This window comes from Cellulosimicrobium cellulans, from assembly GCF_016907755.1.
Taxonomy (GTDB): Bacteria; Actinomycetota; Actinomycetes; order Actinomycetales; family Cellulomonadaceae; genus Cellulosimicrobium; species Cellulosimicrobium cellulans_D.
Genome location: NZ_JAFBCN010000001.1, coordinates 3994723 through 4019242, shown reverse-complemented (window position 1 = coordinate 4019242; position 24520 = coordinate 3994723). Strand labels below are relative to the sequence as shown.

The window sequence follows — 24520 nt, the reverse complement described above, 5'->3', positions numbered from 1 at the left end:
GGGATGGCGAGAGAGGGGGGAGACGCGCGTCTGTGCCCACAGAACGCCCCGTCGAGGGTAACCGAGCGGTCGGGTTCGCCGATATGGGGAGCCCTCCCCATGCGGGTGGAATCTCTGGGTGTTCAGGGCAGAAGGGACGCTCGCGACACCGCGGCGCGGTCGAGGGTGTGCTCCGTCGCCGCGTGGAGCCGGTCGGTCGCGGGTGCCGCCGTACCGGGCGCGACGGCGATCCGCTCGCCTCGTGCCTGCGCACGGGCCGCGGCACGACGGCGGCCAAGGTCGCTCAGCGCCGAGCCGACGACGACGAGCAGACGGTCGGCGCCGCGCGGCTCGACGGTGCGGGGCAGGGTGGGGGAGTACGCGCTCATGAGGGGTTCTCCTTGCCGTCGATCGTGGGGAAGACGTTGAAGTGGATCTGCACGGGCCGCGCGCCGGGCGTCTGCTCCTGACCCTGGAAGCGGTGCAGCGTCGCGTCGAGCGCGTCCCAGGCGTCCGCGACCTCGACCATCTGCTCGGCGGTGAGCCACATGCTGGCGGTGGTGAGGCGCGCGCCGTCGAGCCACCGTGTCGGCAGCTCGGAGGAACGCTCCAGGAACGCCTGGATCTTGCGGGCACGGGCGTTCTCGAACTCCCGGCTCACCATCGCGCCGGCGAGCGTGGCCGCGGTGTCCTCGGTCTCGTCGTCGGGCATGCTCACGGTGAACCCGCCCGGTGGGCGCTCCCACCACCGCTCTCGGGCCGTACCGCGGCCGGCGACCTCGCGGACGAAGCCGTGGCGGGCGAGCTGGCGGAGGTGGTAGCTCGTCGACCCGCTGGACTCGCCGACGAGGTCGGCGAGGCGGCTCGCCGTGAGCGCGCCGTGGGTGGAGAGCAGGTCGAGGATCTGGACCCGCAGCGGGTGCGCGAGCGCCTTGAGCTGGGCCGGGCCGAGCGCGGGGTGGCGCTCGGCGCTCGGGGGTGGGGTCTCGCCGTCGGTGCTCATGCGACGAGGCTACCGATCCAAAGACATGTTTGCAAGCGATTCTTTGCAACGAAGTCTTTGGACCCCGGGAGCCGTCGGCGACGGACGCGCGAGGTGGGGGACGGGGTGCGAGCATCGACGCCATGACGCACGTCGTGGAGCGGGCACGCGGTGCGGCGGAGCGCGCGATCTTCCTCCGGGTCGCCGGTCCGGACGCGACCGCCACGAGGGCGCGCATCCACCAGACGCCGGGGCCGCGCTGGTTCGAGCGCGGGTCTCCGGTCCAACGGGTGCACGGGGACGCGTCGATGTTCGTCGGAGGGCTGCGGGCGTTGCTGCTCCAGAGCCTGCACCCGCTGGCCATGGCGGGCGTCGCCGCGCACTCGGGCTACCGGGGTGACCCGTGGGGCCGCCTCCAGCGCACGTCGACCTTCATCGCCGTGACGACGTTCGGCACGGCCGACGACGCGGAGCGCGCGGTCGCGGCGGTTCGCGCGGTCCACGAGCGCGTCCGGGGTCGGGCGCCCGACGGCCGCGCCTACCGGGCGAGCGACCCCGAGCTGCTGCGCTGGGTCCACGTCGCCGAGACCCAGAGCTTCCTCGTCGCGCACCAGACGTTCGGTCGGCACCCGCTCGACGCGCAGGGGTGCGACGAGTACGTCGCCCAGGCCGCCGTCGTCGGGCGCGCGCTGGGAGTCGTGGACGCGCCCCTGACCCGCCGGGAGCTGGACGCGGCGGTCGAGGAGTACCGGCCGACGCTCTCGCTCACGCCGTCCGCGCTCGACGCCGCGCGGTTCCTGCTCGTCGAGCCCCCGCTCCCGTGGCCCGTGCGCCCGGCGTACGCCGGGCTGGCCGTCGCCGCGCGCGAGTCGCTGCCCGCGTGGGCCCGCGCCGGGATGCCGCGGGTGCGCGGCCTGCCGGCGCGGTGGGCGCGGCCCGCCGGCGCCACGGTCACGCGACTGATCCGCTGGGCGCTCCCCGCGCCGTGAGGTCGCGCCCTCTGCGCGGGCTCACGGCCGGTGGTCATGGCGCGTCGCGTCGCCGCCGGTAGGCGTCGAGGTCGCCGTTGAGGCGGCCCAGCAGCTCGGCGAGCAGCGCGCGGTCCAGGCGTGACCAGTTGCCCAGGACGTCGGCGTACAGCTCCGTCCGGGCGACCCGGTGCGCGGCGAGCTCGTCGAGGCCCTCGTCCGTCGGCTCGACGACGACCGCGCGGCCGTCGAGGGGGTCGCGCGCACGTCGGGCGTGACCGGCCCGTTCGAGCGCGACGACCTGGCGCGTCACGGTCGACGCGTCGAGGCCGAGCAGCTCCGCGAGCGCGTTCACGTGCAGGGGGCCGTGCGTCCCGAGCGTGTGGAGGAGGAGGTATCCGGAGCGGTCGAGGGTCCCGCCGCGGCGCGAGGTGCCCGGGGTCCCGGAGGCGCGGGTGCGCTCGGCGCGGCGCAGGAGCTGTGCGACCTCCAGCTCGATCGCGCCGAGCACGTCGTGCGCGGTCGCGTCGTCGCGCGCCGACGGCCCGCCGGTCGGCACACCGGACGCTCGATCGTTTCCCTCGGCAACCGTCATAGGTGTATTCTACAGATACTTACCTGTCAGATACAGATAAATGCTGCCGCCAGCCCGCTCAGGCCGCGCGGCCCTCCCCCCCGACCAGGAAGTACGAACGCAGTGGCCTCCACGCGCAACGAACCGAACCGCACCGCCATCTACGCGACCGCGCTCACGGCGTTCTTCGCGATCGCCGGCATCGCGGTCGTCGACCCGATCCTCCCCGTCATCGGCGAGGAGATCGGGGCGTCGACCTGGCAGATCGAGCTCCTCTTCACGGCCTACATCGCCGTCATGGCGCTCGGCATGATCCCCGCCGTCATGGCGACAGGGCGCTTCGGCTACAAGAAGATCCTCGCGACCGGCGTGAGCCTCGTCGCCGTGGCCGCGGTGCTCGCAGCGCTCAGCACGAGCATCGGCCAGCTCGCCGCGCTGCGCGGTCTGTGGGGCCTCGGCAACGCGATGTTCTTCGCGACCGCGATGGTCCTGCTCGTCTCGCTCGCCAACGACCGCGAGTGGGTCGTCGAGCTCTTCGAGACGTGCGTCGGGCTCGGGTTCGCCGTCGGCCCGCTGCTCGGCGGCCTGCTGGGCGGCATCTCGTGGCGCGTGCCGTTCTTCGTGTGCGGCGTGTTCATGCTCGTCGCCCTGCTCGTGTCGGTGACCCGCCTCAAGGACCCGGCCGAGAAGCCCGCGCCGCTGCGGCTCGGCCAGGTGTTCCGCCTCTTCCGCAAGCCCGGCTTCCTCGCGCTCGCCGCGGTCACCGCCGCGTACAACTTCTGCTTCTTCATCGTGCTCGGGTACACGCCCGTCTTCCTCGGGCTCGACGTCGTGCCGCTGGGCCTCGTCTTCACCGCGTGGGGCGTGGGGCTCGCGGTCGGGATCCTCGTCGTCGGGCACCGGCTCGCCCACCGCGTGGGCGCGGTCCAGACGCTCGGCGTCGCGATCGTGGGAGTGCTCGTCGCGCTGGTGCTGCTGGCGCTCGACCTCGGGACGGCGTGGTCCGTCGTCGTGCTCGTGGGTGCCGGTGTCTTCATGGGCATCGCGAACGCGAACCTCACCGACCTGTCGCTCGCGCTCGGCGACCCGGACCGGCGCGTGACGACCGGCGCGTTCAACCTCGTGCGCTGGGGCTTCGCGGCCCCGGCACCGGTCATCGCGGGCCTGCTGCACCCGGTCTCCGCGACCGCGCCGTTCTGGCTCGGGGCGGGCGTGCTCGTCGTGGGGGTCGTCGTGTTCGTCGCGTTCGGGCACCGCATGGCAGGTGACATCGGTGAACGCGTGCTGTGGTCGCGCTGGAACCGCCGGGCGCGCGCCGTCGAGGGGACGCCCGAGGAGGCTCTCGGCGAGGTCTGAGCCACCGACGACGGCGGAGCGGAGGGTCCCGGGCCTGCGGCTCGGGGCCCTCAGTCCTCCGGGGCGGTCGAGGTGTCGGTCGGGGTGTCCGCGGCCGACGTCTCCGCGACCTGGGTGAGCGCCTCGATCCCGATCGTGAGCGCGCGCAGGTCCGCGACGTCGAGCCGGTCGAGCAGGTCCGTGAGCGGCTCGTCCTCCTGCGCGGCGACGCGCCGCACGGCCGCCGCGCCCCGCGCGGTCGCGGCGACGAGGCGTACGCGACCGTCCTGCGGGTCGGGGCGCCGCGCGGCCATCCCCGCCGCCTCCAGCCGGTCCACGATGCCGGAGAGCGTCGCGGGGGAGATGCCGAGCACCTCGGCGAGCCGGTGCGAGCTCGTCTCTCCGTCGAGCTGGAGGACGGCGAGCGCCCGGAGCTGCGGGACCGTGAGGGTCGTGCGCAGCAAGGGCTCGAGCCGTTGGGCGAGGAGCAGCTCGGCGAGGCGGCGCTGCGCGTCCTCGAGGCGCCGCGCCAGCGCCGCGCGCTCGTCGTCGGCGGGGTGGGTCACGGCGCAGACTCTATCGGTGGGAGCGGGAACCATCCCGAGATGCTTCGCGTTACGCTAACGAAATCGCGACGCCGACGTCGTCTCCCACCCGACCTGGAACCCTTGGAGGCTCCGTGTCCCGTCTCGCCCGGCTGTCGCTGGCCAACCGCGCGCTCGTCGCGCTCGCCACGGTCGCGATCGCGATCTTCGGCGTCATCAGCATGGGGTCGCTCAAGCAGGAGCTCATCCCGAGCCTGCAGATCCCGACCGCCGCCGTCGTCGGCGTGTACCCGGGCTCCGCCCCGGCGATCGTCGAGCAGCAGGTGACCGTCCCCGTCGAGACGGCCGCGCGCGCCGTCAAGGGCGTGGAGGACGTCACGTCGACGTCGTCGACCGGCATGTCCGTGACGACCGTGCAGTTCGCCTACGGCACGGACATGGACGCCGCCGCCTCCCAGCTCCAGACGGCGATCACGCGCCTGCAGTCCCAGCTCCCCGAGGACGTCGAGCCGCAGGTCGTCACGGGATCGGTGGACGACCTGCCCGTGATCCAGCTCGCCGTGTCCGGCGGAGCCGACGACGCGGCGCTGGCCGACACCGTCACGTCGAGCGTCGTCCCGGCGCTCGAGGACGTCGAGGGCGTGCGCAGCGTCGCGGTGAGCGGCATCGCCGACCAGCAGGTCACGGTCGACCTCGACCCGGCTGCGCTCGCCGCCGCCGGGCTCAGCCCGGCGCAGGTCGCCACGATCCTCCAGGACAACGGCGTCGTGATCCCCGCCGGGACCGTCTCCGACGGCGACCGGACCCTCAGCGTGCAGGTCGGCACGGCCGTGACGACCGTCGACGAGCTCGCCGCGCTGCCGCTCGTGTCCCCGACGGCCGCCCCCGGCACCGCGCCCGTCGCGCTCGGCGACGTCGCGACCGTGACCGCGGGCCCCGAGCCCGCGACGTCGTACTCGCGCCTCGACGGCGAGAACGCGCTCGCCGTCGCGATCACCAAGACGCCCGCGGGCAACACGGTCGAGGTGTCGCACGCCGTCCAGGACGCCGTCGACGACCTCTCCGGCGTGCTCGAGGCGCAGGACGTGCGCGTCGAGGTCGTGTTCGACCAGGCGCCGTTCATCGAGGAGTCGATCGAGGGCCTCGCGACCGAGGGTCTCCTCGGCCTCCTGTTCGCCGTCGTCGTGATCCTGCTGTTCCTCGCGTCGCTGCGCTCGACGCTCGTCTCGGCCGTGTCGATCCCGCTGTCGCTGTTCGTGACGTTCATCGTCATGAACGCCACGGGCTACACGCTGAACATCCTCACGCTCGGCGCCATGACGGTCGCGATCGGCCGCGTCGTCGACGACTCGATCGTCGTCATCGAGAACATCAAGCGGCACCTGTCGTACGGCGAGGCCAAGGTGGGCGCCATCATCGGCGCCGTCAAGGAGGTCGCGGGCGCGATCACCGCCTCGACCGTGGCGACGGTCGCCGTCTTCCTGCCCATCGCGCTCGTGGGCGGCATGGTCGGCGAGCTCTTCCGGCCCTTCGCGCTCACCGTGGCGATCGCGATGCTCGCGTCGCTGTTCGTCGCGCTGACGATCGTCCCGGTCCTCGCGTACTGGTTCATCAAGTCCCCGCCCGTCCCGGCCGACCCCGAGGCCGCGCGCCTCGCCGGGGAGCGCGCCCGTGCGACGGCGGAGGCCAAGGAGCGCCGCGGGCCGTGGCAGCGCGGGTACGTCCCGACGCTGCGCGCGGCGCTGCGCCACCCCGTGATCACCCTGGGCGTGTCCGTCGCGATCCTCGCCGGCACGCTCGCGCTCGTGCCGCGGCTCGAGACCAACTTCCTCGGCGACACCGGACAGGACACGCTCACCGTCACCGAGTCGTTCGCGCCCGGCACGTCGCTCGAGGCGCAGGACGCCGCGGCGCGCGACGTCGAGCAGGCGCTCCTCGACGTCGACGGCGTGGCGACCGTGCAGACGACCGTCGGTACGGCGGGCGGGCCCGAGGCCGCGTTCTTCGGCGGCGGCGGGTCCCCGACGGCGACGTTCGCCGTCACGCTCGACGCAGACGCCGACGCCGTCGCGGCCCAGGAGGACGTGCGCGACGCCGTCTCCGGGCTGGGCGGGGAGTCGAGCGAGGGCATCGAGGTCGCCGGGGCGGACGCCGCGTTCGGCAGCTCGACGGTGGACCTCGTCGTCCGCGCCCCCGACACCGAGACCCTCACGGCCGCCGCGGCGGCCGTGCAGGAGCTCGCCGAGGGCGCCGACGGCGCGGCGCAGGTGACCAACAACCTCGCCTCCGCGCAGTCCACGGTCCAGGTGACCGTCGACCGCGACGCGGCCGCCGCCGTCGGGCTCACCGAGACCCAGGTGGCCGGGACGGTCGCAGGGACGATGTCTCCGGCGCCGATCGGCACGGTGAACCTCGGCGACGGCCCGGTCCAGGTCCGCGTCCTCGCAGGTCAGGCGCCGGCGACGGTCGCCGAGCTCGAGCAGGTCGTGCTGCCCACCGCGGCGGGGCCCGTGCCCCTCACGCAGGTCGCCGAGGTCGCGGAGGTCGAGGTCCCCACCTCGATCACCCGGGTCGACGGCGAGCGCAGCGCGACGATCTCCGTCACGCCCGCGGGCCAGGACCTCGGTGCGCTCACGACCGAGCTCACGACCGCGATCGACGGTCTCGAGCTGGAGGGCGGGGCGACCGTCGAGATCGGCGGTGTCGCGTCCGACCAGGCCGACGCGTTCGCCGACCTCGGGCTCGCGCTGCTCGTCGCGATCCTCATCGTGTACCTCGTCATGGTCGCGACGTTCCGCAGCCTCCTGCAGCCGTTCATCCTGCTCGTGTCGATCCCGTTCGCCGCGACGGGCGCGCTGCTCCTCCTGCTCGCCACCGCGACGCCGCTCGGCGTGCCGGCCCTCATCGGCCTGCTCATGCTCGTCGGGATCGTCGTGTCGAACGCGATCGTGCTCATCGACCTCATCAACCAGTACCGCGAGCGTGGCCGGTCGCTCGACGACGCCGTCATGGAGGGGTCGCGCAAGCGCCTGCGCCCCATCGTCATGACGGCGGCGGCGACGATCTTCGCGCTCACCCCGATGGCGATCGGCATCACCGGCGGCGGGGCGTTCATCTCCCAGCCCCTCGCGCTCGTCGTCATCGGCGGCCTGCTCAGCTCGACGCTGCTCACGCTCGTCGTCGTGCCGGTGCTGTACACGCTCGCCGAGCGCCGCGGCGAGAAGCGCGCGGCGAAGAAGGCGGCCAAGCAGGAGGCCGCCGCCCAGGCCGAGGCCGACAAGGCCGAGAAGGCCGAGAACACCGAGAAGGCCGCCGCCCAGCCCGTTGCGGAGGGGTAGTCCGCCGAGGTAGAGGCGTGGTGGGGTTTCGGGCCCGCGTGGTCGGGTCCGCGGTGGGGGTGGGCTCGGTGCTCGGGGCTGCGGCGCCGCCACCGTGGTCTGTCGGGTGTGGGTTTTGGGAGCGCCGCTTTGACGCCCTTTCGCATCCGAGCCCACCCCCACCGCTCGGCCGTCGCCGCACCGCGGCTCGGGCTCGCCCGGGCCAACTCGCCGAGGTAGACCCGTGGTCCGCCGAGGTAGACCCGTGGTCCGCCGAGGTAGACCCGTGGCCTGTCGAGGCAGAGGCCTGGTCCGACGGCGTCCGCTCGCCCTGCGCTGCAGCGTCGCCGACGGCCGACGGCCGACGGCCGACGGTCCGGTCGCCCAGGAGGCGCCGGCGGCGACCCCCGGCTGGACCGACACCGCGGGCGGTCGCCCGGGGTGCGGCAAGACCAGGGTGAGACGACGCCGGCGGGGTGGGTGGTGGTGCCGCGTCGTGGCGGGCCTGGCGGGAGCCGCGAGGAACGAGCGGCGGATGGTAGACGCGGCACCACCACCCACCCCGCCACCCAAGGTGACCAGACCGCCGTCGGCCACGAGACCACGCCTCTACCTCGGCGGACCAGGCCTCTACTTCGGCGGACCAGGGGTCTACCTCGGTGGGCGGACGAGCTCAGGAGGGGCGGGCGACGCCCGTCTCGTAGGCCAGGACGACGGCCTGGACGCGGTCGCGGAGGCCGAGCTTGCCGAGGACGCGGCCGACGTGGGTCTTGACGGTCGCCTCGGACAGGACGAAGCGCTCGGCGATCTCGGCGTTCGTCAGCCCCTCGCCGAGTGCCTCGAACACCTCGAGCTCGCGCGCCGTGAGCTCGGCGAGACGGGGGTCGTGCAGGCCGGTCTGGCTCGGGGCGGGGGCGACGGTGCCGTCCTGGGGGAGCTGTCCGGAGAACATCTCGAGCATGCGGCGTGTGATGCGTGGCGACACCGCGGCATCTCCGCTCGCGACGGCGCGGATCGCCCCGACGAGCTCGCCCGGCTTGGCGTCCTTGAGCAGGAACCCGCTCGCGCCGGCGCGCAGCGCGGCGAACGCGTACTCGTCGAGGTCGAACGTGGTGAGGATGATCACCCGCGACTCGGGCTGGGCGGCGACGATGCGCTCGGTCGCCTCGATGCCGTTGGTGCCGGGCATGCGGACGTCCATGAGCACGACGTCGGGCCGCAGCGCGGCGGCCTGCGCGACCCCGGTCTCGCCGTCCCCGGCCTCGCCGACGACCTCGATGTCGTCCTCGGCGGCGAGGATCATGCGGAAGCCCATGCGCAGCAGGGCCTGGTCGTCGACGAGCAGCACCCGGGTCGGTGCCGCGCTGTCCGTCATGGGTGTTCCCGTCCGTCGTCGCGTCCGCCGGTCTCCCGGCCGGGGTCGAGGTCGAGGCGCAGGCTCGCCCGCACCTCCCAGCCGGTGCCGCTCGGCCCCGCCGACACCGTACCGCCGTACACGGCCGCCCTCTCGCGCATCCCGATGATCCCGCGGCCGGTCCCGATCGGGACGCCGGGCGGGTGCTGCTCCGCGACGGACGGCGGGAGCCCGCGCTCGTCGGCGCTCGCGCCCTCGCCGGGACGGCGGCCGGCCTGGTTGACGACCCGCAGCTCGAGCCAGTCCGCTCCGGGCTCGGCGCGGCGGGAGACCTCGACGAGCACGAGGGGGGACAGGGGGGCGTACCGCAGCACGTTCGTCAGGGACTCCTGGACGATCCGGTGCGCGGTCTGGCGCAGCGCGGGCCCGGGCGTCGGCTGGGGGCCGGAGCGGACGAGGCGCACGGGCAGGCCCGCGGTGCGGAAGCGCTCGACGATCTCCTCGAGCTCGGGCGTCTCGTGCGCGGGCGCGAGCGGCACCGTCTGCTCGCCGCCGGGCTCGCGGAGGACGCCGAGCACGCGGCGCATGTCGGCGAGCGCGGCCCTCCCGGTCGCCGTGAGCTCGTCGAGGGCGTGACCCGCGAGCTCGGGGTTCTTCGCGCCCGAGGCCTTGGCACCGTCCGCGAGGGCGACCATGACGGTCAGGGAGTGCGCGACGACGTCGTGCATCTCGCGGGCGATGCGCGTGCGCTCGGCGGCGGCGGCGAGCTGTGCCTGCTGGTCGCGGTCGCGCGCGATGGAGTTGGCCCGCTCGACGAGGTCGGAGACGTGCTGACGGCGGGCGCGCACGTTGGTGCCGATCGCGAGGGCGATCAGGCACAGGACGGTCGTGACGAGGATGCCGACGATGCGGTCGACGGTCGCGCGACCGGGCTCGACGCTCTGGCGCAGGACCTCGCCGTCGGCGGTGGTGATGACGTCGTACCAGAGGAGCGTCGCGGCGGACAGGGCCAGGACGACGATGGCGAGGACCGGCCACGCGATGCGCGACGGCCGCGAGGCCGCGACGGCGTACACCGCGAACATGGCCGCGACCTCGAACCCGGCGGTGTCGCCGGTGACCGCGATCGCGAGGACGCCGAGGGCGGTGAGCCCGAGCGCGACCGCGACGGGTCGCCGCCGGCGCCAGTACAGGAGAGCCCCGCCGAGGACGAAGAACACGAGCGACAGCGGCGAGGAGCCGTGGGGCTGCTCCGCGAAGAGCGAGTAGAGGACGCCCGGCACGACGAAGATCGCGACGACGACCCAGTCCATGACGACGGGGTGCCGGGCGAAGTACCGGCGCACCGGGCCGAGGCGCCGGGCGTCGAGCTCGGTGAACGGCTCGGGCGCGGCCCGCATCGGCAGGGGCGCGGGTGCGCTCGGAGCGGCGGCGTCCGGGCGCGCCACGGCCGACGCCGGACGAGCGGGCTGCTCGTCCGGCGTCGGCGGGGTGGTGGGCCGGGTGGTCACGCGTCCCGGCGCTTGAGCACGACCGCCGCGGCGGCGGTGAGTGCCGCGGTCCAGCCGGCGAGCACCGCGAAGCCGGGCCACGGGCCGATGGCGTCGGGGGACGACATCCCGCCACCGAGCACGACCTGCTCGCCCGCGGACGCGGGCAGCGAGTTCATGAGCGTCTGGACCCAGTCCGCCCCCGTGACGCCCATGACGATGTTGAGGACCATCGACAGGACGAAGAACACGGCGACGAGCGTGAAGATCGCGCCCGCGGAGCTGCGGAGCAGGACGCCGATCGCGACGGAGAACAGCGCGACCGCCGTGAGGTACAGCACGACGCCGATCAGGGCGCGCTGGTCGTCCGCGGACGAGAAGTCGACCGTCATGTCCTTGCCCGACAGGATCGGGTAGGTCACGAGGTAGGACAGCCCGACGGCGACGACGGTCGAGACGGCCGTCACGACGCCGACGACGATCATCTTCGCGGCGAGCGCGGGCGTGCGGCGCGGGACGGCGGAGAGCGTGGAGCGGATCATGCCGGTGGAGTACTCGCCCGTGACGGTGAGCGCGCCGAGCACCGCGACGGCGAGCTGGGCGAACGAGTAGCCGACCGTGATGACCATGACGCCGACGCCGTCGGAAGCCCCCATCCCGGCCTCCTCGGCCGAGACGCCCGCCGAGTCCATCGACGACACGACGGCGGCGAACATGAGCGAGAAGCCCACCATGACCGCGATGGTGATGCCGAGCGTCCACCACGTGGAGCGCAGCGAGCGGAACTTGATCCACTCCGAGCGCAGCACGTGGCCGAACGTGAGGCGGTAGGGGGTCGTGCGGGACGCCGTCGGGCTGGTGGCGCCGGGGGCGAGGGTGGTGGCGCTCATCGCTGCGCTCCTTCGAGGGAGTCGGTGGGGACCGGCGCGTCCGCGGGCGCTCCCGCCGCGCCGTGGCCGATGTGGATCTGCGCGGACTCGGTCTGGTACTCGACCGAGTCGGCCGTGAGGGCCATGTAGGCGTCCTCGAGCGTCGACGTGACGGGCGTGAGCTCGTGCAGGACGAAGCCCTTCGCGGCGGCGAGCTCGCCGATCCCGGGCGCGTCCGCGCCGGTGACGACCAGCAGGCTCGGCTCGTCGCTCGTGACGGTCGCGCCGTCGCTCGTGAGGATCTCGGCGAGCTGCGTCGCGTGCGGGGTGCGGACGCGGACCGTGCGCTGCTGGGCGCCGTTGACGATGTCGCTCACCGGGGCGTCCGCAATGATGCGGCCCTTGCCGATGACGATGATGTGGTCGGCCGTGAGCGCGACCTCGCTCATGAGGTGGCTCGACAGGAAGACCGTGCGGCCCTCGGACGCGAGGTACTTGGCGAGGTTGCGCACCCACAGGACGCCCTCGGGGTCGAGGCCGTTGACGGGCTCGTCGAGGATGAGCGTCTTGGGGTCGCCGAGCAGCGCGGACGCGATGCCCAGGCGCTGGCCCATGCCGAGCGAGAAGCCGCCGACGCGCTTCTTCGCGACCGACTGCAGGCCGGTCATGTCGATGACCTCGTCGACGCGCTTGGTCGGGATGCCGTGCGTCGCGGCCATCGCGAGGAGGTGGTTGTAGGCGGTGCGCCCGGTGTGGACGGCCTTCGCGTCGAGCAGCGCGCCCACCTCGGTGAGGGGGGAGCGGTGCTGCGCGTACGGGCGCCCGTTGACGGTGACGGTCCCCGCGGTCGGGCGGTCCAGACCCATGATCATGCGCATGGTCGTGGACTTGCCGGCGCCGTTGGGGCCGAGGAAGCCGGTGACGGTCCCGGGACGCACGGTGAACGAGATGCCGTCCACCGCGGTCTTGGGCCCGTACCGCTTGGTCAGGCCGCGTGCTTCGATCATGACTTCGCCCCTCCGAGGGTCGTTCGTCCGGGATGGTTCTGGTGCTCGCGGGCGGGGGTCGCACCGGTCGGACCGGGGTCCTCTCCGCGAGGTACGTCACGAGCCTAGGGACGTGCACGACGTCGGACAGCCCCCGTGCGACGTATCTTGCCCGGCGTGCGGGCCGGGCGGTGTACACCGCGCGGCGTACACGGCACGGCGTGGGATGGTCCGCTGGTCGGCACTTTGCCCCCGTGGGGCGAAAAACCGGTGGGAACAGTGGCCACGGCTCGCACGTTCCCTAGGATGAACACAGGCCAGCGACACCCGACTCGAGGCGAGACGCCGATGACGAGGCCCGCTGAGAGGTAGTGGACGCCGCGACCAGGAGGAGCTCATGAGCAACCCCGTCTTCAACAACAGCGCGGTCTTCGGCGAGCCGAAGAACCAGCGCGGTGGGGCGGCCACGCAGGCCGGGCCCGCCTACGGGAGCCCGCCGCCGCAGGGGCAGGGCCCCGCGTACGGTACGCCGCCCCAGCAGGGGGCGCAGTGGGGCGCGTACGGCGCCCAGACCGCCGACGCCGCGTCGCTCGACGCGATGTACAACGCGCCGTCGGCGACGACCGCCGACACGAAGCGACTGACCTACGACGACGTCATCATGAAGACGGGCGGCCTGCTCGCCCTCCTCGTGGTCGTCGGCGCGGGCTCGTGGATGGTCACGCCGCAGATGCCGGCGCTGTGGATCGTCGGCGCCGTCGTCGGTCTCGTGCTCGGCCTGGTGAACTCGTTCAAGCGCAACCCGAGCCCCGCGCTCATCGTGCTGTACACGCTCGCGCAGGGCCTGTTCCTCGGCGGCATCAGCCGCTTCTACGAGACGGCGTGGAACGGCGTCGTGCCGTCGGCCGTCGTGGCCACGGTCGCGACGTTCGCCGCCGCGCTGTTCCTGTTCAAGTCCGGCCGCGTGCGCGTCACGCCGAAGTTCATGCGCTGGCTGCTCATCGCGATGGTCGGCTACCTGGTCTTCTCGCTGGTGAACGTCGTCCTCATCATGACGGGCGTCCTGGGCGGCTGGGGCCTGTACAGCGGCTGGGGCATCATCGCCAGCCTCCTCGGGGTCGGCCTGGCCGCCGCGTCGCTCATCGTCGACTTCGACTCGATCAAGCGCGGTGTCGAGGGCGGCGTCCCCGCCAAGTTCGCGTGGTCGGCGGCGTTCGGCCTGCTCGTCACGCTGATCTGGCTCTACCTCGAGTTCCTGCGCCTCTTCGCGATCCTGCAGAGCAGCGACTGACGGTGGCGCGCAGCACCCGTGAACCGGCACCCGCGGCGGACCTCCCGCCGCGGGTGCCGGTCTTTCTCGCCGGTCTGGTCGTCGCCGCGGCGGCGATGCTCGGCGTCCAGGTCCTCTACATGGTCGTCTCGGGGTCGCCGCCCGCGTGGCTCGCCTTCGCGGCCCTCCTCATCCTCCTCAGCGTGCCGACGGCGGGCGCCGCGGTGGCGTGGCTGGGCACCCGGATCACGCGCGACGCGTCGGAGCGCCGGGCCGCGCTGGTGTTCGCCGCGCTCGGGCTCGTCGCGGGCGCGCTGTGGGGTTCGCTGCTCGCCGGCGGCCTCGCGGCGCAGCTCGCCGACGCCGGGGCGAGCGGAGGGGGCGCGCTCGTCGCGGGCGCGGCCGTCGTCGTCGGAGTCACCGCGGCGGTCGGCGCCGGGCTCGGTCGCCTCGCCGCGCGCGAGGCCTCCGACCGGCCGCTCCTCGTCGTCGTGCTCGGCGTCGTCGTGGTCCTCGTCGCCCTCCTGGGCTTCTTCGGCTGAGCCCGGATCGTTGTGGGCATGGAAGGGGCCCGGTTCTCGGTCGAGAACCGGGCCCATTCCATGCCCACTCGCGCAGGCTGCGTCAGGCGGGGAGGCGGGTCGTCGTCGAGGCGAAGCCGAGCCACGTGTGGCGGTTGCCGGCCCAGCACCAGCCGACCTTCGGGGCGCCGCGGCGCTCGCGCCCGTCGCGGCCCGTGCCGTTCGAGACCCACAGCGCCGGGGTGCGGGCGTCGAGGCGGCCGTCGGGCTTGCGCAGGCGCGAGCCGATCGTCATGTAGCAGTGGTTGCGCGTGAGCACGCTCGGGGCCTGGAGCGCCCAGTGGATGCCCTCGTGCAGCAGCATCGGCGTGCGGCCGCGGGCCGTGAGCTCGGGCAGCGCCTCGTCCGGCGACCAGTTCGCCAGGTCGTCGCCGCGGTCCGGACCCGCGACGACGTAGAGCGGGCCGTCGGGGACCTCGACGCCCTCGATCGGCGCGAACCGGTCGACGTCCGTCATGTCGACGACGACGAAGCCCTCCTTCTCGCCGTCGCGTGCCGGGAGCCGCAGCAGGGACGCCAGGGCAGAGGGCGGCGCGAGCCGGGGGTCGACGACGAGCAGAGCACCGGCGGGTGCGGTGGCGGCGAGGTCGGCCGCGGCGTCGCGGAGCGCGCCGGGCGTCAGGCCGGCGATCTCGTGGACGCCGAGCGCGACGAGGCGCTCGGCCTGGGCGACGACGTCGGGCAGGTCGGGGAGCGTCGTCCCGGGGGCGGTCGGGTGCGGGGCGGCGGCGGTCGTCTCGGGCACAGGTCACCTCTCGGTCGGGGGCAGTCGGAGGACTCAACGTAGTACACCGTACGGAAATTCCCGCCGTCGTGCTGCCGACGGGTCCCACGGCGCACGCGCGCCGCGTGGATCGGGGATGATCGGGGCATGAGATACGCAGAGCACGTGTCGGAGCTCGTCGGCGGTACCCCGCTCGTCCGGCTGTCCCGTGTCACCGAAGGCCTCAGCGCGACGATCCTCGCCAAGGTCGAGTACGTGAACCCCGGCGGCTCGGTGAAGGACCGCATCGCGCTGAAGATGGTCGAGGCCGCGGAGGCGTCCGGCGAGCTGGCGCCAGGCGGCACGATCGTCGAGCCCACGTCCGGCAACACCGGCGTCGGCCTCGCGCTCGTCGCGCAGCGCAAGGGGTACGACTGCGTGTTCGTCTGCCCGGACAAGGTGAGCCAGGACAAGCGGGACGTGCTGCGCGCGTACGGCGCGCGCGTCGTCGTGACGCCGACCGCCGTCGCGCCGGACCACCCGGACTCCTACTACTCCGTCTCGGACCGCCTGGTCCGCGAGATCCCGGGGGCGTGGAAGCCGAACCAGTACGCGAACCCGAACGGCCCGGCGTCGCACTACGAGTCCACCGGCCCGGAGGTCTGGGCGGACACCGACGGCCGGGTGACCCACTTCGTCGCGGGCGTCGGCACGGGCGGAACCATCACGGGCACCGGTCGCTACCTCAAGGACGTCTCCGCCGACCGCGCGGAGGCCGACGGCGGCCGCGTGCGCGTCGTGGGCGCCGACCCGGCGGGCTCGGTGTACTCGGGCGGCGACGGTCGGCCGTACCTCGTCGAGGGCGTGGGCGAGGACTTCTGGCCGGCCGCGTACGACCCGTCGGTCCCCGACGAGGTCATCCCCGTCAGCGACGCCGACTCGTTCGCGATGACGCGGCGCCTCGCGCGCGAGGAGGGGCTGCTCGTCGGCGGGTCGTGCGGCATGGCGGTCGAGGCGACGCTGCGGCTCGCGCGCCGGCTGGAGGAAGAGGACCCCGAGGCTGCGGCGCGCGCCGTGATCGTGGTCCTCCTGCCCGACAGCGGACGCGGCTACCTGTCGAAGATCTTCAACGACGCCTGGATGCGGTCGTACGGGTTCCTGCCCGACGAGGAGGGCGTGACCGCGGGCGACGTGCTGCGCGCCAAGGACGGGCGCCTGCCCGACCTCGTGCACACGCACCCGAGCGAGACCGTGCGCGACGCGATCGAGATCCTGCGCGAGTACGGCGTCTCCCAGATGCCCGTCGTGGGCGCCGAGCCGCCGGTCAAGAGCGGCGAGGTCGCGGGGTCGGTGAGCGAGCGCGAGCTGCTCGACGCCGTGTTCTCCGGCCGCGCGTCGCTCGCCGACCGCGTGGACCAGCACATGGAGCCCCGGTTCCCGCTCATCGGCGCGGGCGAGGGCGTCGAGGCGGTGCGGGCAGCGCTGCACGACGCCGACGCGCTGCTCGTCGTCGAGGACGGCGACCCGGTCGGCGTCCTCACCCGCCACGACCTCCTGGGCTTCGTCGCCGCCCGCTGACCTTCTGCGGCACCCCGCCGAGCATGACGTCGGTGTCGTTATCCGTGGGATAACGACACCGACGTCGTGCTCGACAGCGATCAGGGTCGTTCTCGGGAGCCGTCAGGGTCGTGGGCGGCGGAGGGCCACGACCGCGAGGAGCACGCAGCCGGCGCCGAGCAGGACGCCGTGCGCGACCCTCAGGCCAGGGCCGCCCCAGAACTGCGGCAGCAGCAGGACCAGGCCGAGGGCGAACGGCAGGGTGAACCACCAGCGCGCGACGCGCCGGAGCGCGACGGCGGTCAGCAGTCCGCCCGTCGCCAGGAGGATCAGCCCCGCGCCGAAGAGCGTGACGGCGAGCGGTCCTTCGCGCAGGTCCGTCACCACGTCGAGGAACCCGGACGCGGCAGGGTCGCTCGCGGTGGTCGCGGCACGGGCGACCGCCTGGATGCCGAACATCTCCGCGCCGAAGAAGAGCGCGGCGAGGAATCCACCCGACCAGACCAGACCGGTCGCGGAGGCGAGCAGGTCGGTGGTGCGCCGCGGGGCCCGGGCGGCGAGCGATGACCGCAGGCCCAGGAGCGCCGGGGCGAGCAGGCCGATCGCGAGGATGCCGCACAGGTGCGCGACGACCCAGCGGTCGGACGCGAACGCCGCCGCGAGCTCGGCCGTCGGGCGCGCCTCGTCCGGCCACGGTCGCAGCACGGGGAACAGGACGAAGCCCGTGCCGGCCGCGACGAGCGCGGCGGCGGTCAGGCGTCGGGTCGCGGTGGACGACGTGGTCGGTGCGGGCGCTGCGGTGGTGGTCGAGCTCACGGGAGCCTCCGGTGGTGGGTCGCGGGGACAGGTCGGTGGTGCCTGCCGGGTCGGTGCGCGGCGTGGGACCGGCGTGCGAGGTCAGGCGCCGCCGGTGAGCGACGCGAGACCTGCGAGCATGGCGCGGACGTGGATCTCGAAGCTCCGGTCGAGGTCGTCCGGCAACCGGAAGCCGCCGCCGAGCTCGAGCGCGACGAAGCCGTGCAGGCTCGCGCGCACGGACCGGATCGCGTCGATCGTGCGGTCGTCGGGGAGGTCGAAGCCGCGCAGCACGGCGGCGACGACCTGGACGCTGCGCCCGGCCGCCGCGGACAGCGCGGCGTCGGCGGGGTCGTCGGGGTCGGGCGCGACCTGGACCGCGGCGTACCGGCCCGGGTGGGCGCGGGCGTACCGCCGCGTCGCGTGGGCGAGGGCCGCGACGGCGTCGGGCCCGGCGAGCCCGACGGTGGCGTCGGTCAGGGCGCGCGTGTAGTCCTCGACGGAGACGACCGCGACCTCGCGCCGCAGGGCCGCGAGCGACCCGACGTGCTTGTAGAGGCTCGGCGTCGCGACGCCCGCCTGCGCGGCGACCTTCGCGAGCGTGAGGTCGGCGAACCCGGTCGGGCCGCCCGCGTCGACCAGGTCGACGGCGATCCCCACGACCGCCGCGTGCGAGAGCCCCGCCCTAGCCACGGGTGCCCTCCGACCCCTCGCGGCGCGCGCCGGCCGGGCGCGCGGCGTCGTCCGGCAGGCCGGCGAGGAACGCGAGCGTCGCGGCCACGACCTCCTCGGGCGCCTGGAGCTGCGGGTAGTGGCCCACCTCGGGCAGCACGAGGGTCGTCGCGCCGAGCGACTCCTGCGCCCACGCGGCCTCGGCGGCAGGGTCGGCGTAGTCGGGGTCGAGCGCGCCGAAGATCGCGAGCGCGGGCGCCTCGACGTGCGCGACGCGCGGCTCGACGACGCGGTGGTCGAGCTGGAGGGTCAGGTCCCGGAAGGAGCGCAGGCGCCCTGGCTCGGAGAGGTGGGCGCGGATCGCGGCCTGGTGGTCGGCGAGGCGTGCGGGTGTGCGGCCCTTGTTCAGCGACCCGTAGAACGACGCCCAGAACGGGGCGCCCCAGGGCCGCGCGAGCGCGAGGCGGTAGAGCACGCGCATCGCGCGGAGCTTCGCGGGCGACGACGGCTCGCGCAGGAACCCGTCGAGGAGGACGAGCCCGCGCACGAGGTCGGGACGCTCGGCCGCGGCGATCACGGCGGCCGACGCCGCCATGGAGCTCCCGAGCAGCACCGCGGGACCGGCGTCCAGGTGCTCGACGAGCGCGACGTAGTCGGACGCGGTCGCCTCGTCGCCGTGGGTCGAGAACGTGGTGTCGCTGTCGCCGTGGCCGCGCAGGTCCATGACGACCACGCGGTAGCCCGCGGCCACGAGGTGCGGGGCGACGTCGTCGTAGGTGGCACGCAGGTCGCCCATGCCGGGCGACGCGACGAGGAGGGGGCCGGTGCCCTCGTCGGTGTAGGCGAGACGCCCCTCGGCCCGGGCGAGGTGGTGCACGACGAACTGCTGGCTCGTGTTCATAGCCACAAGGCTAATGGCATTAGCCGTGATTTGCAAGGGCCCGCGTGGAGGACACCCCCCGGCCGCCCGGGAGCGACCCGCGTAGGGTAGGGAGACCCGCGTCCGCGCGGGATTCCTGCACCCGACGAGAGGCAACCTCGTGACCGACCAGCCCACCCTTCCCACCGCGTCCGGATCCTTCGGCGACAAGCCGACGCTCACCTTCCCGGAGACGGACGCGCCCAGCGGGCTGCAGGTCGTCGTGCTCAGCGAGGGCGACGGCCCGGCCGTCACGTCGGGGCGCAACATCGTCGTGCACTACCTCGGCCAGGCGTGGGGCGGGCACGTGTTCGACAACTCGTACGACCGCGGCGACACGATCGCGTTCCCGATCGGCGTCGGCGCCGTGATCGGCGGCTGGGACAAGGGCCTCGTGGGCCAGAACGTCGGCTCGCGCGTGCTGCTCTCGATCCCGCCGGAGCACGGCTACGGCGAGCGCGGCGTGCCGCAGGCCGGCATCGCGGGCACGGACACGCTCGTCTTCGTGGTGGACGTCGTCGACGTCCAGTGACACCTCCCCGTTGAGTGCTGGGTATCCGTCGCCGCGGAGCCGTCCCGACGACGAACGCCCAGCACTCAGCGGCGCGTCGAGCGGGTCACGGTGAAGCGCGGGCCGCGCGCGACCTGGGTGGTCGGTCCGACCGCGCGCTCCAGCGCCGGCCGGTAGCGCAGGTGCGCGTTCCACACGCACCACAGCTCCCCGCCCGGTCGCAGGACCCGCCCCGCCGTCGCGAACATGCGGTGCGCCGCGTCGGTGCGCAGGGCGGCGCCGTCGTGGAACGGCGGGTTGAGCAGCACGACGTCGGCGCTCGCGTCGGCCAGCGTCGCGCCCGCGTCGTCGCGCACCGTGCGCACGCGGCCGCCGACCCCGTTCTCCCGCGCCGTGAGCGCCGCCGACCGCACCGCCGCGTCGGAGCGGTCCGCGGCGACGACCTGCGCGTCCGGCCACCGCCGGGCCGCCCACGTGGCGAGCAGCCCCGTCCCGCAGCCGAGGTCGACGACGTCGCGGGGCCCCGCGCCCGACCCGCCGGGCGGCGACCCGGCCGGGCCCGCCGCGTCGAGCTGTTCGAGCAGGAACCGCGTGCCGAGGTCGAGCCCCGCCCCCGCGAAGGCTGCCCCGAACGCGGCGACCCGCAGCCCGACGTCGGGCAGGTCGGCCGTCGCGGGATAGGTGAACCCGCCGCGCGCGGGGCGCGGCGACGACGCGACGAGCACGCGCGACTTCCCGCGCGCGAGGCTGGCGCGCACGTCCGCGAACGACTCGCCGAGGACGTCGTTCATGGCGCGGGTCATGTGCTTGACGCGCCCGCCCGCGAGGAGCACCACCCCGGGGTCGGCCTCGCGCGCCACGTGCTCCGCGACGTCGCGCAGCGCCGCGAGGCCGCGGGGCAGGCGCAGCAGCACGACGCGCACCCCCGCGAGGAGCCCGGCCCCGAGGCCGTGGCGCGCGTACGCGTCGCTCAGGCCGAGCGCCGCCGCGTTCGCGTCGAGGGCCGCCTCCGCGGTGCACGCGTCCTGGTGGACGCGCACCCTCGCGTCTCGGGGCGCCGGGCCTGCCTCGGTCGACGCCGTGGCGGCGAGCAGCGCGGCGCCGAGCGTGAGGGCCCCGTACCGGTCGTCGACGACCGCCAGGGCGCCCGGGCCGGCGCTCGCGAGCCACGGCGCGGCCTCGTCGAGCAGGAGGTCGAGCAGCAGGCGGTCCGCGGGGTCCACGGCGACCGGGGCGTCCTCGCGGGCCGAGCCGGTGTCGTCGGTGCGCAGGCGCGCGAGCAGCGCGGCGAGGTCGGGCGGGGAGGTCGTCACCGGTCCAGTCTCCCCGACGGCACGCCGCTCCCCGCGCGGTGCGCGCCCGCGCCGTCGCCTCCACCGAACCTCACCCGGCGTCGCCGTGCCGTGCACCGCCGCGAGCGCTAGTGTGCGGTTCCCGGACAGCGAGGAGGCACCCGTGGACGTCCCACGAACCCTGGCAGAGTCCCGCGCGGCGGGGCGCGCCCTGCGCGACCGGGTGCCGCGCCGCACGCAGGGGGCGCTGCTGCTCCCCGAGCGCGACCCGGTCGCCATCATCGAGGAGCAGAACCGCGACCGGCTGCAGGACCTCGTCCCGCTGCGGATCGGGCGGATGCTCGAGTCGCCGTTCGCGTTCTACCGCGGCACGGCGGCCACGATGGCGCACGACCTGCGCGACGGTCCGCGCACCGGCGTGCACGTCGTGGCGTGCGGCGACGCGCACGTCTCCAACTTCGGCCTGTTCGCGTCGCCCGAGCGCCGGGTCCTGTTCGACCTCAACGACTTCGACGAGGCGTCCGACGCGCCGTGGGAGTGGGACGTCAAGCGCCTCGCCGCGAGCATGTACGTCGGCGGACGGGACAAGGGCATGGCGGAGCCGGACTGTGCCGACGCGGCGCGTGGCGCGGTGCGGGGCTACCGGGAGACGCTGGGCGAGGCGCTCGAGCGCAGCGCCCTCGACCGCTACTCGTTCCAGATCGACACCGAGCTCATCGAGCCGCTGCTGCTCAAGGAGGGTCGTCAGGAGCTGCGCCGCACCGTGAAGAGGGCCCGCCGTCGCACGTCCGAGCAGGTGGTCGAGAAGATCACGGGCCGGACCGAGGACGGGCGCACGCGGATCGTCGACCAGCCGCCCGTCACCCAGCACGTCACCACGGCGACCCTCGACGAGCTGACGACCCTGTTCGAGACCTACCGCGAGCCGCTGCGCGCCGACGTCCGGCTGCTGCTGAGCCAGTTCACGGTCGTGGACTACGTGCTGCGCGTCGTCGGGGTGGGGAGCGTGGGGACCCGCTGCTACATCGTGCTGCTCGAGGGGCCTGCGGGAGAGCCGCTCGTGCTCCAGGTGAAGGAGGCGGCGACGTCGGTCCTCGCGACCTACGGCGGGATGGTCGACGCGCTGCCGTCGGGCCTGGTCCCGGCCGGTGCTCTGCCCGCGCAGGGGCGCCGTGTCGTGGCCGCCCAGCGGATCCTCCAGGCGCAGTCGGACCCGTTCCTCGGCTGGACCACGGTCGAGGCGCCGGAGCGGACGGGTCGCCCCCGCGTCGACTTCTTCTGGCGGCAGTTCCGCGACATGAAGGGCTCGGTCGAGCTCGGCCGGCTCTCCTCAAACCAGTTCGTGCGGTACGGCGAGCTGTGCGGGCGCGTGCTCGCCCGCGCGCACAGCCAGTCGCCGGGCACGCGGGTGGCCTCCGGGTACCTCGGTCGCTCCGACACCTTCGACGACGCGATCGCGCGCTGGTCGCGCGCCTACGCGGACGTCGTCGAGAGCGACTACGCCGCGCTGGAGGCCGCGGTCGCGCGCGGGCGGCTGCCCGCCGAGCGGGACGCCTGAGGCGGGTGGCCCGCCCGTAGGCTGGGCGCCATGACGGACGACGCCGGGCTGCCCGGACCTGAGGCCCCCGCGCCCGCCGACCCGCCGCGCGGGACCGCGCGCGTGGCGGTCGAGTACTGCACGCAGTGCCGGTGGCTGCTGCGCGCCGCGTGGGTCGCGCAGGAGCTGCTGCAGACGTTCCGCACGCGGCTCGGCGAGGTCGCCCTGGTGCCGGGGACGGACGGCGTCTTCCGCGTCACGCTCGACGCCGGGGACGGCCCCGTCCTGCTGTGGGACCGCAAGGCCGACGGCGGGTTCCCCGAGATCCCCGACCTCAAGCGGCGCGTGCGCGACGCCGTCGCCCCGAACCTCGCGCTCGGGCACACCGACCGGGCTGCCGCCCGGTCCGCCGGTGCGGGCGAGGCCGCGTCCGCGGAGTGACGGTCCGGCGGCTCAGGCGCCGGCCGGTGGCTCGATGAGGTCCCACGGCATACCGTGCAGGTCCTCGAACACCGCGACCGTGCCGTAGGGCTCGTGCCGCGGCTCCTCGCGGAACACGACACCGTGCGCGAGCATGCGCGCGTGCTGCGCGGCGAAGTCGTCCGTCTCCAGGAACAGCGCGACGTCGCCGCCGGCCTGCCGTCCCAGGACGTCACCCGTCGTGGGGGCGAGGACGAGCCCGGTGCCCCCGTCGGTCGGCCCGACGACGACCCGCCGCCACGACCCGCCGACGACCTCGTCCTGGCGGACGGCGAACCCGATCGCGTCGACGAAGAACGCGATCGCCTCGTCGAGGTCGCGGACGAGGAAGGTGACGTCGGAGATGCGCAGCATCCCGGCAGGCTAGACCACCGGGCCCGCCGCTGGCGGCGTGCGCTCAGCCCTTCTTGGTGCGGGCGGCGGCGAGCCGCTCCTCCTCGGCGCGGACCTTCTTCTGCACCTCCCGCTCGGTCGCGAGCCACGCGGGCGGGTCCTGGCGCAGCGCGTCGATCTCCTCCGTCGTCAGCGGCTCGGTGAGGCCGCCGCGCGTGAGGCCCGAGATGGAGACGCCGAGGCGTCCCGCGACGACGGGGCGCGGGTGAGGGCCGTTGCGGCGCAGGTCCGCGAGCCACTCCGGCGGGTTCTTCTCGAGCTCCTCGAGCTGGGCCCGCGTGACGGTGCCCTCCTGGAACTCCTGCGGCGTGGCGGGCAGGTACACCCCGAGCTTCTTCGCCGCGGTGGCGGGCTTCATGGTCTGCGCGGACTGCTTGGGGGTCATGGGCTCCAGGGTAGTCGGCCGGTCGGGCATCGGCGGCCCGCGTCCTGGCGCCGACGGGAGCGCGTCCGGCGGCGCGCCTAGGCTGGTCGGGTGGACGACGACGCGGGCACGACCCCCGAGGTGACGAACGGCGCGACCCCCGACGACCCCGGTGCGGTGCGGCGGTTCCGGCTCGCGTACGTGCCGGGCGCGACGCCGGCGAAGTGGGTGCGCACGTGGCGCGAGCGCCTCGCCGACGTGCCGCTCGACCTCGTCGCCGTCGAGGCGGGCGACGCCGAGCGCGCGCTGCGCGACGACGAGGCGGACGCCGCCATCCTCCGCCTGCCGGTCGACCGTGACGTGCTCAGCGCGATCCGGCTCTACGAGGAGGCGCCGGTCGTGCTCGTCTCGCGCGACCACCTGCTCGCCGCGCTCGAGCCCGAGGAGCCGGTCGCCCTGGCCGACCTGGCGGACGACGTGCTGCTCCGGCCGCTCGACGACGTCGTGCCCTGGGCCGGCGAGCCGGGCGCCGCGGACGACGCCCCGGCGCCCCCGGGACGGCCGGCGGTCGAGCGTCCGGCGACGACGGGCGACGCCGTCGTGCTCGTCGCGGCGAACGTCGGGGTGGCGGTCGTGCCGCAGTCGCTCGCGCGCCTGCACCACCGCAAGGACGTGACGTACCGGCGCCTCGACGACGCGCCGGCCGCACCGGTGGCGCTCGCGTGGGTCGCCGACCGGGACGACGAGCTGGTCGAGGAGATGGTCGGGATCGTGCGGGGCCGCACGGTCAACAGCTCGCGCGGCCGTCGCGCGGAGGCGGCCCCGGCGGAGCCCGAGGCGCCGCGCGGCGCGGGACGCGGCGGGACCGGTGGGCAGAACGGTCGTGAGGGCGGGCGCGGCGGGTCGGCGCGCGGGGGAGCGCGCGGCGGGACGGCGCGCGGGGGATCCGGGGGCGGGCGTGCCAGCGGGGGGAAGCAGGGCCGCGGCGGCGGCCAGAAGGGGCGGGACTCCCGCGGGCGGGGCGGGAAGCGCCGGTGAGGACCGGCC

The 24520-nt window shown here is 74.6% G+C and carries 25 protein-coding genes; 10 read left to right on the top strand and 15 right to left on the bottom strand.

Annotated elements, in window-relative coordinates; all coding sequences use genetic code 11:
* Positions 1-122: 122 nt before the first annotated feature.
* Both JOE63_RS17420 and JOE63_RS17415 read right to left on the bottom strand, forming a co-directional pair.
* Positions 123-368, bottom strand: coding sequence for a hypothetical protein (locus JOE63_RS17420; RefSeq protein ID WP_087469676.1), 246 nt, complete (start codon positions 366-368; stop codon positions 123-125).
* Entirely contained in the window at positions 365-982 is a 618-nt protein-coding gene (locus JOE63_RS17415) for an ArsR/SmtB family transcription factor (protein ID WP_087469675.1), read from the bottom strand. Before JOE63_RS17415 ends, JOE63_RS17420 begins: the two co-directional genes overlap by 4 nt.
* A 122-nt stretch (positions 983-1104) precedes the next feature.
* On the opposite strand from JOE63_RS17415, the gene JOE63_RS17410 reads away from it, so the two are divergent.
* Positions 1105-1950 carry an oxygenase MpaB family protein gene (locus JOE63_RS17410; protein WP_087469674.1) on the top strand — a complete coding sequence of 282 codons (846 nt, stop codon included), beginning with the start codon at positions 1105-1107 and terminating at the stop codon, positions 1948-1950.
* A gap of 34 nt (positions 1951-1984) precedes the next feature.
* Here the strand turns inward: JOE63_RS17410 and JOE63_RS17405 are convergent, their stop codons facing one another.
* The gene (locus JOE63_RS17405) at positions 1985-2524 is read right to left on the bottom strand and encodes a MarR family winged helix-turn-helix transcriptional regulator (protein WP_087469673.1); all 540 of its coding nucleotides are present in this window, start codon (positions 2522-2524) and stop codon (positions 1985-1987) included.
* Between the two features lie 102 nt (positions 2525-2626).
* Between JOE63_RS17405 and JOE63_RS17400 the strand changes: the two genes are divergently transcribed.
* Complete coding sequence (locus JOE63_RS17400; protein WP_087469672.1) at positions 2627-3859, top strand: MFS transporter; 1233 nt, start codon at positions 2627-2629, stop codon at positions 3857-3859.
* Positions 3860-3909: 50 nt separating this feature from the next.
* Here the strand turns inward: JOE63_RS17400 and JOE63_RS17395 are convergent, their stop codons facing one another.
* Positions 3910-4404 carry a MarR family winged helix-turn-helix transcriptional regulator gene (locus tag JOE63_RS17395; protein WP_157759454.1) on the bottom strand — a complete coding sequence of 165 codons (495 nt, stop codon included), beginning with the start codon at positions 4402-4404 and terminating at the stop codon, positions 3910-3912.
* A gap of 113 nt (positions 4405-4517) precedes the next feature.
* Between JOE63_RS17395 and JOE63_RS17390 the strand changes: the two genes are divergently transcribed.
* Positions 4518-7721 (top strand): efflux RND transporter permease subunit, encoded by a 3204-nt coding sequence (locus tag JOE63_RS17390; protein ID WP_204542793.1) that lies wholly within the window; start codon positions 4518-4520, stop codon positions 7719-7721.
* Positions 7722-8373: 652 nt separating this feature from the next.
* On the opposite strand, the gene JOE63_RS17385 is transcribed toward JOE63_RS17390, so the two are convergent.
* The 4 genes from JOE63_RS17385 to JOE63_RS17370 are packed head-to-tail and all read right to left on the bottom strand — an operon-like array spanning position 8374 to position 12420.
* Positions 8374-9075, bottom strand: coding sequence for a response regulator (locus JOE63_RS17385; RefSeq protein WP_204542792.1), 702 nt, complete (start codon positions 9073-9075; stop codon positions 8374-8376).
* Positions 9072-10565 carry a sensor histidine kinase gene (locus JOE63_RS21505; RefSeq protein WP_204542790.1) on the bottom strand — a complete coding sequence of 498 codons (1494 nt, stop codon included), beginning with the start codon at positions 10563-10565 and terminating at the stop codon, positions 9072-9074. The genes JOE63_RS17385 and JOE63_RS21505 overlap by 4 nt, the downstream gene beginning before the upstream one ends.
* A complete protein-coding gene (locus JOE63_RS17375) occupies positions 10562-11434 on the bottom strand; it encodes an ABC transporter permease subunit (RefSeq protein ID WP_204542788.1) in 873 nt (290 codons plus the stop codon). Before JOE63_RS17375 ends, JOE63_RS21505 begins: the two co-directional genes overlap by 4 nt.
* Positions 11431-12420: an ABC transporter ATP-binding protein gene (locus JOE63_RS17370; protein ID WP_204542786.1), complete on the bottom strand. Its 990-nt coding sequence runs from the start codon at positions 12418-12420 to the stop codon at positions 11431-11433. The genes JOE63_RS17375 and JOE63_RS17370 overlap by 4 nt, the downstream gene beginning before the upstream one ends.
* A gap of 376 nt (positions 12421-12796) precedes the next feature.
* Between JOE63_RS17370 and JOE63_RS17365 the strand changes: the two genes are divergently transcribed.
* Together JOE63_RS17365 and JOE63_RS17360 are read left to right on the top strand one after the other, a co-directional pair.
* A complete protein-coding gene (locus JOE63_RS17365) occupies positions 12797-13690 on the top strand; it encodes a Bax inhibitor-1/YccA family protein (protein WP_087469665.1) in 894 nt (297 codons plus the stop codon).
* Positions 13691-13692: 2 nt separating this feature from the next.
* Positions 13693-14211: a hypothetical protein gene (locus tag JOE63_RS17360; protein ID WP_087469664.1), complete on the top strand. Its 519-nt coding sequence runs from the start codon at positions 13693-13695 to the stop codon at positions 14209-14211.
* A gap of 82 nt (positions 14212-14293) precedes the next feature.
* Here the strand turns inward: JOE63_RS17360 and JOE63_RS17355 are convergent, their stop codons facing one another.
* The gene (locus JOE63_RS17355) at positions 14294-14995 is read right to left on the bottom strand and encodes a DUF5701 family protein (RefSeq protein WP_087469663.1); all 702 of its coding nucleotides are present in this window, start codon (positions 14993-14995) and stop codon (positions 14294-14296) included.
* A gap of 126 nt (positions 14996-15121) precedes the next feature.
* Here JOE63_RS17355 and JOE63_RS17350 point away from each other — a divergent pair, with 126 nt between their 5' ends.
* Positions 15122-16531, top strand: a complete 1410-nt coding sequence (locus JOE63_RS17350) for a cystathionine beta-synthase (RefSeq protein ID WP_087469662.1) — start codon at positions 15122-15124, stop codon at positions 16529-16531.
* 102 nt (positions 16532-16633) lie between these two features.
* Here the strand turns inward: JOE63_RS17350 and JOE63_RS17345 are convergent, their stop codons facing one another.
* The 3 genes from JOE63_RS17345 to JOE63_RS17335 form a co-directional block, all read right to left on the bottom strand.
* Entirely contained in the window at positions 16634-17326 is a 693-nt protein-coding gene (locus JOE63_RS17345; RefSeq protein ID WP_204542784.1) for a hypothetical protein, read from the bottom strand.
* Positions 17327-17407: 81 nt separating this feature from the next.
* Positions 17408-17998 carry a TetR-like C-terminal domain-containing protein gene (locus tag JOE63_RS17340; RefSeq protein ID WP_204542782.1) on the bottom strand — a complete coding sequence of 197 codons (591 nt, stop codon included), beginning with the start codon at positions 17996-17998 and terminating at the stop codon, positions 17408-17410.
* The gene (locus tag JOE63_RS17335) at positions 17991-18878 is read right to left on the bottom strand and encodes an alpha/beta fold hydrolase (protein WP_204542780.1); all 888 of its coding nucleotides are present in this window, start codon (positions 18876-18878) and stop codon (positions 17991-17993) included. Before JOE63_RS17335 ends, JOE63_RS17340 begins: the two co-directional genes overlap by 8 nt.
* 139 nt (positions 18879-19017) lie before the next feature.
* Between JOE63_RS17335 and JOE63_RS17330 the strand changes: the two genes are divergently transcribed.
* Positions 19018-19428, top strand: a complete 411-nt coding sequence (locus tag JOE63_RS17330) for an FKBP-type peptidyl-prolyl cis-trans isomerase (protein ID WP_204542778.1) — start codon at positions 19018-19020, stop codon at positions 19426-19428.
* A 65-nt stretch (positions 19429-19493) separates the two neighbouring features.
* Here the strand turns inward: JOE63_RS17330 and JOE63_RS17325 are convergent, their stop codons facing one another.
* Positions 19494-20720, bottom strand: a complete 1227-nt coding sequence (locus JOE63_RS17325) for a class I SAM-dependent methyltransferase (protein WP_307840192.1) — start codon at positions 20718-20720, stop codon at positions 19494-19496.
* A gap of 142 nt (positions 20721-20862) precedes the next feature.
* Here JOE63_RS17325 and JOE63_RS17320 point away from each other — a divergent pair, with 142 nt between their 5' ends.
* A complete protein-coding gene (locus tag JOE63_RS17320; RefSeq protein ID WP_307840191.1) occupies positions 20863-22257 on the top strand; it encodes a DUF2252 domain-containing protein in 1395 nt (464 codons plus the stop codon).
* A gap of 30 nt (positions 22258-22287) precedes the next feature.
* Complete coding sequence (locus JOE63_RS17315) at positions 22288-22677, top strand: SelT/SelW/SelH family protein (RefSeq protein WP_204542773.1); 390 nt, start codon at positions 22288-22290, stop codon at positions 22675-22677.
* Positions 22678-22689: 12 nt separating this feature from the next.
* On the opposite strand, the gene JOE63_RS17310 is transcribed toward JOE63_RS17315, so the two are convergent.
* Together JOE63_RS17310 and JOE63_RS17305 are read right to left on the bottom strand one after the other, a co-directional pair.
* Positions 22690-23070: a VOC family protein gene (locus JOE63_RS17310; protein WP_204542770.1), complete on the bottom strand. Its 381-nt coding sequence runs from the start codon at positions 23068-23070 to the stop codon at positions 22690-22692.
* A gap of 43 nt (positions 23071-23113) precedes the next feature.
* On the bottom strand, positions 23114-23494 hold the full coding sequence (locus tag JOE63_RS17305) for a DUF5997 family protein (RefSeq protein WP_087469653.1): 381 nt from the start codon (positions 23492-23494) through the stop codon (positions 23114-23116).
* A gap of 90 nt (positions 23495-23584) precedes the next feature.
* Between JOE63_RS17305 and JOE63_RS17300 the strand changes: the two genes are divergently transcribed.
* Positions 23585-24511 (top strand): LysR substrate-binding domain-containing protein, encoded by a 927-nt coding sequence (locus JOE63_RS17300; protein ID WP_307840190.1) that lies wholly within the window; start codon positions 23585-23587, stop codon positions 24509-24511.
* The last annotated feature ends 9 nt before the right edge of the window (positions 24512-24520 follow it).